This is a genomic window from Buttiauxella cochleicola (assembly GCF_021283185.1).
Taxonomy (GTDB): Bacteria; Pseudomonadota; Gammaproteobacteria; order Enterobacterales; family Enterobacteriaceae; genus Buttiauxella; species Buttiauxella massiliensis.
Window position 1 is genome coordinate 12,716 of sequence record NZ_JAJSOS010000016.1, and the last position, 13,699, is coordinate 26,414.

Here is a 13,699-nt window from a genome sequence, read left to right on the forward strand (position 1 = left end):
GTTTCATGTTCGTGTCTGGCGGCAGGCGCCGCCGCCAGGCTTTTCATTGCAGGAGAGTCGGCATGGCTATGGATAAACGCGTGGTTGCAGTGCTGGATGCCATTGTGAACGATTCCGGCATCACGGGGACGAAGCTTGAAGAGCAGTTTTGCCTGACGCGCAAACAGCTGAGCTATACGCTGAAAAAGGTGAATGACTACCTGGAGTCGAACCACTTCGACCGGATCAACCGCCTGAAAACCGGGAAGCTGCATATCCCGCGCCATGTGATTGAGCATTTTCGCCAGAATCAGACCTCTGAAACCGAGCATCGCTATCTCTACTCGGAAGAAGAACGTGGGCAGATGATTATCTTTATGTTGCTGACCCGCAGTGAACGACTGTCATTGCTGCATCTCTACTCTTCGCTGAGCGTTAGCCAGAATACGATTGTCAATGACCTGAAAAAGGTACGAGCTGAGGTTATCGAGCACGGGCTGGAGATAAGCTACGACCGGAGCAACGGCTACCATATTCTTGGTGGGGAGCTGGAAAAACGCTACCTGCTGCTTAACTGTTTACGTCGGGTGCTGGAAATTCCGGTCGCAAAAAATATCCTCGCCCACTACAACAACGTGATGAGCGACTATCTGGAAAAGGTCGGCAACGTTTTTAGCGAAATTGAAAAGCGTTTTAAAATTCAGTTTACCGACCGTCAGCTTCAGGAGCTTATTTATTTTATCTGCTTTGTCCTGCACCGTATTGATTCAGGGAAAGGTCTGGTCAATATTCCGAGTAGCTACGCCGATATTATTGGCAGCAGAGAATTTACCCTGATGCAGAGCGTTATCAGTAAAATCAATATCAATAGTGAAAATGAACTGGTTTTCCTGACGGCACTGATCCAAAGTTCCAATATTCAAAGTATTGCCGATAAATATTTCCACCTGGATACGCTGCTGCTTGAAAGCGTATTGGCGGTAGTCGACAACTTTGAGAAAATAAGCTGCGTCACTATCAAAGAGAAAAATGAGCTGATTGAAAAAATCTATCAGCACTGGAAGCCGGCCTATTACCGTATTCGCTATCATCTGACCAATACCAGCAGCGTTTACGATCTGGTGGTGAAAGAGTTCAGCCATCTGCACGAGATGGTTCGCCGTGCGGCCGTGCCGTTCGAGACGGTGCTGCACTGCGAAATCCCCGATGAAGAGATGGCGTTTTTGACGGTGCTCTTTGGCGGTTGGCTGACCCGCGAAGGGGTTATCCATCAGATTAAACTACAGAAAACCGCGGTGGTGGTGTGCGAAAACAGCGCCACGATTTCTACCTATCTGTTCCTGACGTTGCAGGTGCTTTTCCCGGAGCTGCACTTTACTGAAGTGATGTCACGGCGCGAGTTTGAACGCTATACCGGGCACTACGACGTGGTCTTTTCGACCACGCACCTGAACACCAGCAAGATGGTGTTTGTGGTGAATCCGTCCATCAGCAGCATTCATAAAAGCGCGTTCCGTAATCATGTGATCAGCGCGCTACAGGGCGTAGATCCGAACATCATTCAGATTGAGCAGTTGCTGCTTATCTTCGAACGCTTCGGCAATATCATCGATCACAAAGGGCTACAGCGCGCGCTCGCCAGCTACATCTATGATGAGAACAGCGCCGCGAGAGCAGCGGGTAGCATTGACCCGCCGACGCCATCGCTAACGGACTTGCTGCAGCGCGAACACGTTCAGTTTGCTACTTCGCTGCCCAGTGACTGGCAGCAGGCGATTACCGAAGCTTCAGCATCGCTGCTGGAAAACGGGGTGATTGAACCGCGCTACCTGCAAATTATGCTGAATAAAATCGCCGATGAGCAGCCCTATATCATGCTGGCTGATGGCGTAATTATCGCCCACGCGGGTGTCGATGATGGCGCGCTGGAAACGGGGATGACGTTATTACGCCTGCCCTCTAAGATTGATTTCGCCGGTTATATGCAGGCCGATATTATTATCGTCCTGGCAACGAATAATCCGCAAAAGCATCTTAAGGCGCTCGCGCAATTAAATGAATTTCTCGAATTCTATGATGGCGGAAATGTTATTCGCCACGCACAGGATGAATATGCACTGATAAATGAATTTGCCCGTCATTCGTAATCATTAATTAAACGCTGTTGCAGCTTAAAAACTGCAACGTTATTTCCCGGCAATCATTGTCGCGACATCGCTCGCCCCTATAACCGTATACAGGATAAATATTATGTTAGAAATTCAGAAAAAACACGTCGTTGAAATGGCCAGAACCGCTCAGCAATGGGGACTCTGTAAACATAAAGCGGGTAATTCCAGCGTACGGGATAAAGAGACGGGGCTTATTCTGGTGACCCCAACCACTATCGACAAAATGCATTTAACGCCGCGCGACATCGTGGTGATGGACGTTGAAGCCAACGTGATTGAAAGCGAAGCGGGATTGCGCCCAACCAGCGAATGCCTGATGCATATCGAGATTTATAAAGCGCGTCCCGACGTGTTCGCGATTTCCCACACGCACTCTCTCTACGCGACCTCCTTTGCCGTGCTGAATAAACCCATCCCGGCGGTGGTGTACGAGTGCGCCATTCTCAACCTCAAGGATGGGGTGATCCCGGTCGCGCCGTATGGCCGCCCCGGCACCCGGGCGCTTTCCGATAGCGTGATCGAACCTATCAAGCGTGCCGATGCCATCCTGATGGAAAAACATGGCGCAATCGGCGTGGATAAAGACCCGTATGAAGCGGTGCTGAAATCCGCTTACCTGGAGGAGATGGCGCAGATTTACTACCACGCGCTGGTGATTAACGGCGGTAAGGAGCCTGAATCCTTTGCGCCGGAAGAGCTGCAGCGCTGGGCCTACCCGTCACAGATCAAATTTGCCCGCTAATTGACGCGCCCGCCCGTTCGGGCGGGATATTCATGGAGAGAATGCATGAAAAAATTTCTGAATCAGGCGGAGGATTTTATCCCAGAGATGCTGGAAGGTATCTATCTGGCGCACCCCGATGAGTTCCGCTTTGTGAATGAGGATCTGCACTGCCTTGCCACGGCGCGCCCGGTGCCCGGCAAGGTGGGGATTGTCACCGGTGGCGGATCCGGGCACCTGCCGCTGTTCCTCGGCTACGTTGGGCAGGGCATGCTGGACGGCTGCGCCATTGGCGATGTGTTCCAGTCACCGTCGCCGGAGCAAATTCTGGCCGTCACGCAGGCGGTAGACAGCGGTGCGGGTGTGCTGTACCTGTACGGCAACTACAACGGCGATATCTTCAATTTTGACATGGCGGCGGAAATGGCCGACATGGAGAGCGACATTCGGACCTGCACGGTCGTTGCCGCCGATGATTCTGCCGGTTCCGTGCCGGGTGGCGGTGCCACCACACGACGCGGCGTGGCGGGGATTTTCTTCGTCTACAAATGTGCTGGCGCATCGGCCGGCAGGATGGATGACCTCGACACCGTCCAGCGTATCGCGCAGAAGGCCGGGGAACGCGTGCGGACACTGGGCGTGGCGCTGTCGCCGTGCATCGTGCCGCGTATCGGTCAGCCGGGATTCCATATTGGCGACAACGAGATGGAAATCGGCATGGGTATCCATGGCGAAAGCGGTATCCGCCGCGGGCCGCAGCTGAGAGCTGAAAATATTGCTGAAGAGATGATGTCCTGGCTGATTGCCGACTCGCCCTGCCAGCAGGGCGATGAAGTGGCGGTGCTGATTAACGGCCTCGGTGCGACGCCGCTGGAAGAGCTGTACCTGATGTATCGCCACGTGCACCAGATTCTGGCGCAGAGCAACATCCGCGTCTTCCGCGTATGGGTGGGGGAATTCGCCACGGCGATGGAGATGACCGGCATGTCCATCAGCCTGATGCCGGTAGACGATGAGCTTAAGGCACTGCTGAACGCGCAGGCCGACACGCCGATGTTCCGGCAGTTTCCCGCCTAAGGAGGCGCTATGACGTTAAACAGCGAGAGCTTACGCCCGCTCTTTGCCGAGTGGGCGCGGGTGATGCAGGGCAACAAAACGGTACTGACTGAACTGGACAGCGTGGTGGGCGACGGCGATCTGGGCCTCACCATGAGTGATGGTTTTGCCGCGGCGTCGGACTATGCGCAGCATAGCGATGAACCAGATCTGGGACGGTTTTTCTATCTGGCGGGTAAAGCCATGGCCTCGGCAGTGCCCTCAACGATGGGTACGCTGATGGCTTCCGGCCTGATGCAGGCGGGAAAAGTCTTTAAGGGGCGAGAGACGATGACGCTGTCGGACGTGGGCGACTTTTTCCAGTCCTGGTTTGATGGCGTGCAGCAGCGCGGCAAAGCGCAACTGGGCGAAAAAACCTTTCTTGATGGGATGGCTCCGGCGCTGGTGGTGCTGCGTGGTCAGGGCGACCCGCTGAGCGTGGCGCGGGAAGCGTTGTTAGCGGCACAGCAGGGTGTGCAGCAGACCACCACGATGGTGGCGAAGCACGGGCGTGCGGCTATCCACGGCGAGCGATCCCGTGCGTTCGTCGACCCAGGCGCGATGGTCGCCCAGCTTCTGATTCAGGGCTATTTTAACGTCGTTCAGACTATGTACCTGGCAAACGGGCAGTAAGTAAGGAACCGAAATTATGTTGAAAGAAGTGGTGAAAATCAGCAACCTGCACGGTATTCATGCCCGCCCGGCGGGCGTACTGGCAAAGGCGTGCGCGCAGTACCAGTCGCGGATCGAGATGATCTACGATGGCAAAACCATCAAGGGAAAAAGCATCATGAGTATCCTGGGGGCCGGGATCAAAGGCCGAGGATCGCTTGAGATCATCTGCAGCGGCAGCGACGAGCAGGAGGCGATGGCGAAGTTGAAGGTGCTGTTCGCTGAAGGCTTTGGTTTCGATTAGCCAGGCATCTCAGACCGAATAAAAAAGGGTTCATGCGCAAGCATGAACCCTTTTACGGCAGCATCAAAAAATTACAGCGTGATCACGTCGAATTCAACTTCGGTGTTCACGTCAGCGTCGTAGTCCACACCGTCGAGGCCAAAACCGAACAGGTTCAGGAATTCCTGCTTGTAGCCTGCATAGTCGGTTTCTTGCGCCAGGTTTTCAGTGGTGATCAGCGGCCACAGGTCGCGGCATGCCTGCTGAATGTCTTCACGCAGTTCCCAGTCATCCATACGGATACGCTGGTTGTCATCAAGCGCCACTTTGTCGCCGTACAGGCTGGTGGTTATCAGACGGTTGATCTGCTCGATACAACCTTCGTGAATCCCCTGTGCTTTCATCAGCTTGAAGACCATGGAGATGTACAGCGGCATCACTGGAATGGCGGAAGACGCTTGGGTGATGACGGACTTCAGTACCGCAACGTTGGCAGAACCGTTCAGCGGAGCCAGTTGGTTGCGCAGTTCACCCGCCGCACGGTCGAGGTCTTCTTTCGCTTTACCCAGCGCACCGTGCCAGTAGATTGGCCAGGTCAGGTCGGTACCGATGTAGGAGTAGGCCACGGTTTTCACGCCTTCAGCCAGCACGCCAGCTTCGCTCAGCGCGCCCATCCACAGTTCCCAGTCTTCGCCGCCCATAACGGTAACGGTGTTCTGAACTTCTTCTTCGGTTGCCGGCTCAATGCTGGCGGTTATGATCTGATCTTTGTTGGTATCAATCGCTTTAGAGGTGTAAACCTCGCCGATTGGCTTCAACGCAGAACGGACGACTTCACCGGTTTTCGGCATTTTACGCACTGGGGAAGCCAGTGAGTAAACCACCAGATCAATCTGGCCCAGGTCTTCTTTGATGAGTTTGATCACTTCATCGCGGCATTCGTCAGAGAACGCGTCGCCGTTGATGCTTTTGGAATACAGACCTTCACGCTTGGCCGCTTCGTCGAAGGCGGCAGAGTTATACCAGCCTGCGGAACCTGGCTTGGTGTCCGTGCCTGGTTTTTCGAAAAATACGCCGATAGTGGCGGCACCGCTGCCAAAGGCGGCGGAAATTCTGGAAGCAAGGCCGTAACCGGTGGAAGCACCGATCACCAGCACGCGGGAAGGGCCGTTCTCGATTTTGCCGTTTTGCTTAACGTACTCGATCTGTTTTTCCACATTGACTTTACAGCCAGTCGGATGGGTCGTTGTACAGATGAATCCACGAATTTTTGGTTTGATTATCATAATGATGGCTAATTAAGTTTGTATTTTCGCTGTCAAGTACGCAATGACACCGTCTGTTCTGGCTTGTTTAACGACATGGTTAACAATCCCCCCACTACAATGGATCCCAACATTATACAGAAAAGGAGCGCTAATACTGAATCTACCACTGATTTTAGCCGTCAGACGCCGGACCGCAGGCCAGAAAAGGGGCCATGCGTAAACATGGCCCCTGTGGACGTTGAGCGCTATTGCAGGTTAGTTCTGATGGGCAAATTCCGCCATAAACTGCAGGATCAACGCCATCGACACCGCGCCTGGGTCGCAGTGGCCAATGGTCCGCTCACCCAGATTTTTGGCGCGCCCAAAGCGCGCAACCATCGCGCTGGTGCCCTCTGCGCCCGCCATTGCCGCCTGCGCGCAGTGGGTAAGCGCTTCCGGCAGCGCTAGCGCTACGTCCGCTTTGGCGCACTCGGCGGCGGCGGCCAACGCATCGACCATCGTTTTATCCCCCGGCTCGGCGCCGCCGCGCTGGTGGATGGCCTGCATGCCGATCGCCAACCACTCGGCGAGGGTGGCAGCATCCAGCTCAGTGCGCCCAGTCAGGCCTTTACCCCCAGCGCGGAAAAGGGTACCGAAAATGGCCCCGGACGCGCCGCCCATGCTGGTCATCAGGCGAGTACCGCTTTGCAGCAGAGCGTCACCAATATCAGTGGCGGTAAATTCTGGTGCGGCGAGCAGTGCGTTAAGCGCGATAAAGCCGCGTTTAATGCCGATACCGTGGTCGCCATCGCCAATGACCTGATCGAGCACGGTCAGTCGTGGTTCACTGGCGATCATTCCCTCAGAGACGTACCGCAGGCAGGCGATAAATTGTGTGGTGTTCATCTTAGTTTCTCCAGCCGAGGGTGCGGATTGGGTGGTCATACAGGCGCTGCATTTCGTCGTCCAGCCGCAGCATGCTCAGGGAAAAACCGGACATTTCCAGCGAGGTACAGAAATGGCCAACCTGCACGTCGTAGGTTTTGATTCCCCGCGCCGTCAGCGCCATGCCGACTTTACGGGTGACCACCATTAGTTCGGTGTTGCTTAGTGCACCGAGGTTGTTGACGCACACGCACACGCTGTCGCCCTTCGCGAAAGGCAGGTCGTTGCACAGGCGTTCAATCATCATCTCGACCAGCTCATCGCTCTGTGGCATCGGAATACGACACAGCCCAGGTTCACCGTGGATGCCAATGCCCAGCTCGATTTCGTTATCGGCCAGCGTGAAGTTAAAGGCATCGGCCTGCGGCAGCGCGCAACCGCTGAGCGCGACACCAATGGTGCGGGTGTTATGGTTGGCTTTTTTTGCCAGCGCTTCCAACTCTGGCAGGGCGTAGTGCTCAAACTGGGCTGCGGCGCCGGTCAGCTTGTACAAAAACGCTAGCCCACCCACGCCGCGGCGGTCGGACATTCTTTCCGGCGGTGCCGAGGCAATATCATCCGTGGCACGCACGGTGCGGCACTCGATCCCTTCTTCAGCAAGGATTTCAGCAGCGATATCAAAGTTCATGCCATCGCCGGAGTAGTTGCCGTAGAGGAACAGCACGCCGTTGCCCTGATGAACGGCACGGCTGGCTTCAATGATTTGGTCGGGAGAGGGGGATGTGAAGACTTCGCCCAGCGCGCAGGCATCGATGCCGCCTTCGCCGACGAACCCGGCAAACGTCGGCTCATGGCCGCTGCCACCGCCGCTGACGATAACGGTCTGGCCGTTTTGCGCCAGCGTACGATAAACCGCGCAATACTCCGGCAGGGCGTGGATCTTACCGCGCCCCGCGTACACCAGCCCTTCCATGATTTCGCTACGAATATTATCGGTGTTATTGAAGATCTTTTTGGGTTTTTGCATCGTCACTCCCTCTCGTAAGGTCCTGTTTCTTTAGTGACGATTTTACCTGCGGAGCCCGTTTACACCTGGCACCTTTGATACCAATTAATCTCCCGAACCAGGGGCATGACTGGGGGCTGAATGCGTTAACACTATTCGGCGATTTTGCGCTCCAGAACAATCTTCCAGAAGGCATCCACCAACGGTTCATGCAACCGCTTTTTCTGTACGCAAACACCCAGTTCAAACGGTGTTTTCTCATCGCTACGTTCAAGGATCATCACGCGGTTACGCACCGGCTCGGGACTATTTTCCAGCACGATTTCCGGCAGCAGCGCCACGCCGCAGCCCAGCGCTACCATAGAGACCATCGCCTCATGGCCGCCGACGGTGGCATAAATCGACGGATTGCTGATTTTCTGGCGGCGGAACCATAGCTCAATACGGCGGCGCACCGGGCCTTGATCCGGCAAAATAAACGGCACTTTTGCCCAGTCGGGATCTGGCTGGTTCACCTGCGCCCGCACCGGACACGGTAGCGCTGGGGCGATAAGTGCCACGGATAAGTTATCCAGAATCGAGAAAGCAACGCCTGGCGGTAGCGTTTCTGGCTTACCGGCAATCGCAAGGTCGGCTTCGTCGGAATCCACTTTTTCTACCGCATCCGCTGCATCGCCGGTGGTCAGCTTGATCTCTACATTGGGATGTTCCGCACGGAATCGGTCGAGAATCGGGGGTAAATGGCTGTAGGCGGCGGTAACTGAGCAAAACAGATGCAGTTCGCCGGTCAGCGATGGCCCTTCCTGACCGATGGTGTGGCGCATTTGCTGATACTGCAACAGCGTGTGCTGGGCGAACTGTTTTAGTTGTTCCCCGGCCTCAGTCAGCGTCACGGTGCGGTTATCACGTAAAAACAAAGGCTGGCCTAAATCGTCTTCAAGGCGCTGGATCTGGCGCGAAAGCGTAGAAGGGCTAACGTGCATGGCGCGCGCGCTCCTGCCAAAATGGCGGCTTTCCGCAAGATGAAGAAACGTTTTCAGATCGCGTAAATCCATGGTCATCAGCCCTCGTTTTCACGTTGCAAAAACTGCAACGTCACGTTGTTAATATATCAATTTCAGCAACGCATTTCCTGTCATATAGTGAGTTCATTATCGCAAGCAAGACACGGCTGGCGAACCTTACAAAGCACAACACAACAATTACGGAGTACCACCACGATGGCTAACTATTTCAATACTTTGAACCTGCGTCAGCAGTTGGCGCAACTGGGTAAATGTCGTTTCATGGGGCGTGATGAATTCGCCGATGAAGCAAGCTACCTCAAAGGCAAAAAAGTCGTCATCGTCGGTTGTGGCGCACAAGGCCTGAACCAGGGTCTGAACATGCGCGACTCCGGTCTGGATGTTGCTTATGCTCTGCGCGCAGAAGCTATCGCTGAGAAACGTGCTTCATGGCGTAAAGCGACCGAAAACGGTTTTAAAGTGGGTACTTACGAAGAACTGATCCCGCAAGCGGATCTGGTTGTTAACCTGACGCCAGACAAGCAGCACTCTGCGGTTGTTAAGGCTGTTCAGCCGATGATGAAAGACGGTGCAGCATTGGGTTACTCCCACGGTTTCAACGTGGTTGAAGTGGGCGAGCAAATCCGTAAGGACATCACCGTTGTAATGGTTGCGCCAAAATGCCCGGGTACTGAAGTTCGTGAAGAATACAAACGTGGTTTCGGTGTTCCGACTCTGATTGCGGTTCACCCGGAAAACGATCCGAAAGGCGAAGGTATGGCCATCGCTAAAGCCTGGGCTGCGGCTACTGGCGGCCACCGTGCAGGTGTTCTGGAATCTTCCTTCGTGGCAGAAGTTAAATCTGACCTGATGGGTGAGCAAACCATTCTGTGTGGAATGCTGCAAGCGGGTTCTCTGCTGTGCTTCGATAAGCTGGTGGAAGAGGGCACCGACCCGGCATACGCTGAAAAACTGATTCAGTTCGGCTGGGAAACCATCACCGAAGCGCTGAAACAAGGCGGTATTACGCTGATGATGGACCGTTTGTCCAACCCGGCGAAAGTCCGTGCTTATGCGTTGTCTGAACAATTGAAAACCATCATGGCTCCATTATTCCAGAAACACATGGACGACATCATCTCCGGCGAATTCTCTTCCGGCATGATGGCTGACTGGGCAAATGATGATAAGAACTTGCTGACCTGGCGTGAAGAGACCGGCAAAACTGCCTTCGAAACCGCTGCACAGTTTGACGGTAAGATTTCTGAGCAGGAATACTTCGATAAAGGCGTTCTGATGATCGCAATGGTGAAAGCGGGCGTTGAGCTGGCATTCGAAACCATGGTTGATGCGGGCATCATCGAAGAATCAGCTTACTACGAATCTCTGCACGAGCTGCCGCTGATTGCCAACACCATCGCACGTAAGCGCCTGTACGAAATGAACGTGGTTATCTCTGATACCGCTGAGTATGGCAACTACCTGTTCTCTTACGCAGCAGTTCCATTGCTGAAAGAGTTCATGACAACTTTGCAAGCGGGTGACTTGGGTAAAGAAATCCCGGCTGGTGCGGTTGATAACGCGCAACTTCGTGATGTTAACGAAGCGATTCGTAACCACGAAATCGAAACCGTTGGCAAGAAACTGCGCGGCTATATGAAAGATATGAAGCGTATTGCAGTAGCAGGATAATACCCCGTCGTCTTTCGATTCGCCGCTGTGTTGGCGGCGCTCGTACACCCCAGTCACATAGTTGTCTATGCTTCCGGGGCTGTACTCACTTGCCGCCTGGCTGCAAATCGAAATCCATAGGGGTATAGCATTGATACAGGCCCGGTAAGCTTAAAGCTACCGGGCTTTTTTTAGTTGCGGTATAACACTTTGATAATGTGGTAACCAAACTGAGTATGCAGCGGGCCATATGGCTCCAGCAGCGGGCAGGAGAAAACCACTTTATCGAACGCCGGAACCATCTGGCCCTGACGGAATTCACCTAAGTGACCACCTTTTTTGCCTGATGGGCAGGTGGAATGCTTTTTAGCCAGTTTCTCAAAGTCGCCGCCAGCTTGAAGCTGCGCCAAAATTTCCTGAGCCAGTTTTTCTTCCTTAACAAGGATATGCAATGCTGCCGCGGTTTTTGCCATGATAGTGCCTTGATTGGGTGAATATAAATCTGGCCGCAATAATAGCATGCGTCATGTGATAGCCAAATTTGGTTTATTTTCCTTTTACTTTGCAATAATCCCTTCTTTACCAGTACCAGTCTTTCAGCCGTCGGGCATATGCACTTTGGCGTAGCAGGACAGATGTCCCATCCGATTGAAGGAATCGGGAGGTGGGCAACCTTTTTAAAGGCCTTCTCCCCATTACGCAGGACACCCGTCCTGTCTTTCCCGTTATGGAGAGCGCTATCATAAATATAATGAAAGAGACTGAATTTTCAGATGGTTGGTTATCAGGGCTGACACAGGTTGTGCGTGATCCAGTGCTGTATGAACTATTAAAAAATTGCCCACTGGAGATTATGCAGCGCTGGATTTTTGAAGAAGTGCCTCGTGGAGCAATGCTTTGCCGACAGGGGGATAAATGCCAGCGTTTTTCATTAATTGTTGCAGGTGAAGTTGATGTCTTCTTTGAAGCTGAGGATGGCCGCCGTTATCGGCAGGCTCGTTACTACAAAGGTGACATGTTAGGTGAGCTGGAAATATTTGAATCACGGCATTACATCTGTTCCGTTTCTGCTGTCACTAATACGCAAATATTGAGCTTATCTCAGACACATTTTTGCCGTTGGTTGGAGCTCGATAATTATTTTAACCAGCGGATGCTACGATTTTTCAGCCAGCAATATTACCAGCTGTCCAGGAAGGCCAGCAGCGACAATCTTTATTCACTTCATCAGCGGGTATGTCAGGCGCTCTGGCTGCAGTTTCAACAGCAGAAAACGACTGAAATATTTATTGATAAACAAAATATCAGTCAGGAGTTTGCGGCCACAACGCGCAGTGTTAATCGCATTTTACATGACCTGAAATCGCTTCGGATTATTGATACTGAAGGAGAAAGAGTTGTATTGCTGGCCCCTGAGCAACTCAGGCAGGAGGCTGATATCTAAATAAAGGAAAAGATAAGGAGAGGGATGATGTCGCTTCAGCCACATATTCGGCTTGATCATAATATGACGAGTGCGAAGTACGCTTTGTTACCCGGTGATCCAGATCGCGTAGATCGTATTGCCAGTTTTCTGGATAACCCTAAAAAACTGGGGCAAAACCGTGAGTTTCGGGCCATGAGCGGCTGGTATCAGGGTATTGAAATTCTGGTGCTATCCACGGGGATCGGTGGCCCATCGACGGCGATAGCTATTGAGGAACTGTGCCAGATTGGTGTGAAAACGATGATTCGTATTGGCAGTTGCGGTGCGTTGCAAGATAGCCTGGCACTGGGGGATATCGTTATCGCTCACGGAGCCGTCGCGGATGACGGCACCAGCAGAACCTATGCACCAGCTTGTTACCCGGCCTGTGCCGATCCGCTGTTAACCGCAACACTAGTTCAGCAGGCAAAGCAAATGGGCATCCCCGCCGTTCATGGGTTGGTGCGTAGCCATGACAGTTTTTACACTGATCGAGAAGTGCTGCTGGATGCGGAATGGTCAGCTCGGGGAATCCTGGGCGCGGATATGGAGAGTGCCGCGCTGATGGTTGTTGGAGCATTACGCGGGCTGCGCACAGCGTCACTGTTGAATGTCGTTGTCGAACATAACGGTTGCCTTGATAGCAGTATCAACGACTACGTGCAGCAGGAAACTTTGTGTCTGGAGGGTGAAGAACGCCAAATCCTGCTGGCACTACGCGCAATCTATGCTGATAGTCAGCAAGGAGAAGAATAATGGATTTTTTCAGTATTAACAATGTGATGGTCTCGATCCCTTTGGGTGAAGGTGGCTATGCACTATCGTGGATTGAAGCGATTGGTACACTGTTTGGTTTGCTATGTATCTGGTTCGCCAGCAAGGAAAAAATCATCAACTATTTGTTTGGGTTGATTAACGTCACGCTGTTTGCGGCTATCTTCTTTCAGATTCAGCTTTATGCCAGCTTGCTGCTGCAAGTGTTCTTCTTTGCCGCCAATATTTATGGATGGTACGCGTGGAGTCGGCAGACCGAAAATAATGAGGCCACGCTCAAGGTTCGTTGGTTATCTCGTCAGCAAACCGCCGTACTGGGTGCGATTTGTATTGTGGCAATTTTGTTGATGACGTTATTTATCGACCCGGTGTTTGCGGCGCTAACCCACATGATGATTTCCGTCTTGCAGGCTGTGGGTATTTCCGTAGTGATGCCAGAGCTGCAACCTGATGCGATGCCGTTCTGGGACTCAACCATGCTGGTGCTTTCGATAGTGGCAATGGCGCTAATGACCCGTAAATATGTGGAAAACTGGCTGCTGTGGGTCGTGATTGACGTGATAAGCGTGGTTATTTATGCCATTCAAGGTGTTTACGCGATGTCGCTTGAATATGTTTTGCTGACGGCAATTGCGGTGATGGGTTCCTGTAGCTGGGTCGCCCGTGCAAAACGTAATGGCTATGCGCCTCTGGCTTCTGCCTCCTCCTGATTTTTCGGGCAGCTCGATTGGGCTGCCCGCTGCACCATCTGCACCACTTCTGCTACAATCCTTCCCCCGTTCGAAG

The 13,699-nt window shown here is 53.2% G+C and carries 14 protein-coding genes; 9 read left to right on the top strand and 5 right to left on the bottom strand.

The genetic code is table 11. The annotated features are described in order from the left end of the window. The first annotated feature begins 62 nt into the window (after positions 1–62). The 5 genes from LVQ76_RS20200 to LVQ76_RS20220 all read left to right on the top strand — a co-directional run bounded on the left by LVQ76_RS20200 (position 63) and on the right by LVQ76_RS20220 (position 4,882). A complete protein-coding gene (locus tag LVQ76_RS20200) occupies positions 63–2,126 on the top strand; it encodes a BglG family transcription antiterminator (RefSeq protein ID WP_232922332.1) in 2,064 nt (687 codons plus the stop codon). Positions 2,127–2,229: 103 nt separating this feature from the next. Then, entirely contained in the window at positions 2,230–2,892 is a 663-nt protein-coding gene (locus LVQ76_RS20205; RefSeq protein WP_232905373.1) for a class II aldolase/adducin family protein, read from the top strand. Between the two features lie 45 nt (positions 2,893–2,937). Beyond that, positions 2,938–3,948: a dihydroxyacetone kinase subunit DhaK gene (locus LVQ76_RS20210; RefSeq protein WP_232922333.1), complete on the top strand. Its 1,011-nt coding sequence runs from the start codon at positions 2,938–2,940 to the stop codon at positions 3,946–3,948. Between the two features lie 9 nt (positions 3,949–3,957). Continuing rightward, positions 3,958–4,599, top strand: a complete 642-nt coding sequence (locus LVQ76_RS20215) for a dihydroxyacetone kinase family protein (RefSeq protein ID WP_232866443.1) — start codon at positions 3,958–3,960, stop codon at positions 4,597–4,599. A gap of 16 nt (positions 4,600–4,615) precedes the next feature. After that, positions 4,616–4,882, top strand: coding sequence for an HPr family phosphocarrier protein (locus LVQ76_RS20220; protein WP_035896560.1), 267 nt, complete (start codon positions 4,616–4,618; stop codon positions 4,880–4,882). A 71-nt stretch (positions 4,883–4,953) separates the two neighbouring features. Here the strand turns inward: LVQ76_RS20220 and fabV are convergent, their stop codons facing one another. From fabV to ilvY, 4 genes are all read right to left on the bottom strand, one after another. After that, positions 4,954–6,147: an enoyl-ACP reductase FabV gene (gene fabV, locus LVQ76_RS20225; protein ID WP_232922334.1), complete on the bottom strand. Its 1,194-nt coding sequence runs from the start codon at positions 6,145–6,147 to the stop codon at positions 4,954–4,956. 237 nt (positions 6,148–6,384) lie between these two features. Further along, a complete protein-coding gene (gene dhaL / locus LVQ76_RS20230) occupies positions 6,385–7,014 on the bottom strand; it encodes a dihydroxyacetone kinase subunit DhaL (protein WP_232905375.1) in 630 nt (209 codons plus the stop codon). A 1-nt stretch (position 7,015) separates the two neighbouring features. Then, complete coding sequence (locus LVQ76_RS20235) at positions 7,016–8,020, bottom strand: dihydroxyacetone kinase subunit DhaK (protein WP_232905376.1); 1,005 nt, start codon at positions 8,018–8,020, stop codon at positions 7,016–7,018. A 131-nt stretch (positions 8,021–8,151) separates the two neighbouring features. Then, the gene (gene ilvY, locus LVQ76_RS20240; protein ID WP_151995971.1) at positions 8,152–9,054 is read right to left on the bottom strand and encodes an HTH-type transcriptional activator IlvY; all 903 of its coding nucleotides are present in this window, start codon (positions 9,052–9,054) and stop codon (positions 8,152–8,154) included. Positions 9,055–9,219: 165 nt separating this feature from the next. On the opposite strand from ilvY, the gene ilvC reads away from it, so the two are divergent. Further along, positions 9,220–10,695, top strand: coding sequence for a ketol-acid reductoisomerase (ilvC, locus tag LVQ76_RS20245; protein ID WP_151995967.1), 1,476 nt, complete (start codon positions 9,220–9,222; stop codon positions 10,693–10,695). Positions 10,696–10,865: 170 nt separating this feature from the next. On the opposite strand, the gene ppiC is transcribed toward ilvC, so the two are convergent. Further along, positions 10,866–11,147 (bottom strand): peptidylprolyl isomerase PpiC, encoded by a 282-nt coding sequence (gene ppiC, locus LVQ76_RS20250; RefSeq protein WP_064515151.1) that lies wholly within the window; start codon positions 11,145–11,147, stop codon positions 10,866–10,868. A 278-nt stretch (positions 11,148–11,425) separates the two neighbouring features. Here ppiC and LVQ76_RS20255 point away from each other — a divergent pair, with 278 nt between their 5' ends. The 3 genes from LVQ76_RS20255 to pnuC are packed head-to-tail and all read left to right on the top strand — an operon-like array spanning position 11,426 to position 13,623. Beyond that, entirely contained in the window at positions 11,426–12,118 is a 693-nt protein-coding gene (locus LVQ76_RS20255; protein ID WP_233338077.1) for a Crp/Fnr family transcriptional regulator, read from the top strand. Positions 12,119–12,145: 27 nt separating this feature from the next. Further along, positions 12,146–12,895: a nucleoside phosphorylase gene (locus tag LVQ76_RS20260; RefSeq protein ID WP_232922335.1), complete on the top strand. Its 750-nt coding sequence runs from the start codon at positions 12,146–12,148 to the stop codon at positions 12,893–12,895. Next, positions 12,895–13,623 (top strand): nicotinamide riboside transporter PnuC, encoded by a 729-nt coding sequence (pnuC, locus tag LVQ76_RS20265; protein WP_232905378.1) that lies wholly within the window; start codon positions 12,895–12,897, stop codon positions 13,621–13,623. Before LVQ76_RS20260 ends, pnuC begins: the two co-directional genes overlap by 1 nt. Positions 13,624–13,699 lie beyond the last annotated feature (76 nt).